The 551-nt window shown below is 59.3% G+C and carries 1 protein-coding gene; it reads right to left on the reverse strand.

Annotated features, from left to right (window positions below; all coding sequences use genetic code 11):
• Positions 1 to 551, reverse strand: a 551-nt coding sequence (locus tag PROAA_RS13930; RefSeq protein ID WP_186411913.1) for an ABC transporter ATP-binding protein, incomplete at both ends; no start/stop codon positions are given.

Genomic DNA, 551 nt, shown 5'->3' on the forward strand with positions numbered 1-551 from the left:
CTCGTCGAATCAAGTGCAACGACTCGCCCCTGCTTGAGCATGGCAATGCGCCCACACAACGCCTCGGCCTCTTCAAGATAATGTGTGGTCAAAATGACCGTATGCCCTTCGCGATTGAGTCGCTGCACGAACTGCCACAGCCCCTGGCGCAGTTCGACGTCAACGCCTGCCGTCGGCTCGTCGAGTACGATTACCGGGGGCTTGTGAACGAGCGCCTGCGCGACGAGCACCCGCCGCTTCATGCCGCCCGAAAGTCGTCGCATATTGGTAGCGGCCTTGGCGGTAAGGTCTAGATTCGCAAGAATCTCGTCTATCCAGTCGTCGTTGTTGCGAATTCCGAAGTAGCCCGACTGAATGCGCAATGTCTCGCGCACGGAAAAAAAGGGATCGAAAACCAGTTCCTGTGGCACCACACCGAGTCGACGACGCGCCTCGCGGTAGTCGCCAAGCACATCGCAACCCATCACGCTCAATTGGCCTCGATCCGGGCGAACCAAACCGGCAAGGCAGGAAATCAGCGTCGTCTTGCCGGCGCCGTTGGGTCCCAAGAG

Source organism: Candidatus Propionivibrio aalborgensis, from assembly GCF_900089945.1.
GTDB lineage: Bacteria > Pseudomonadota > Gammaproteobacteria > Burkholderiales > Rhodocyclaceae > Propionivibrio > Propionivibrio aalborgensis.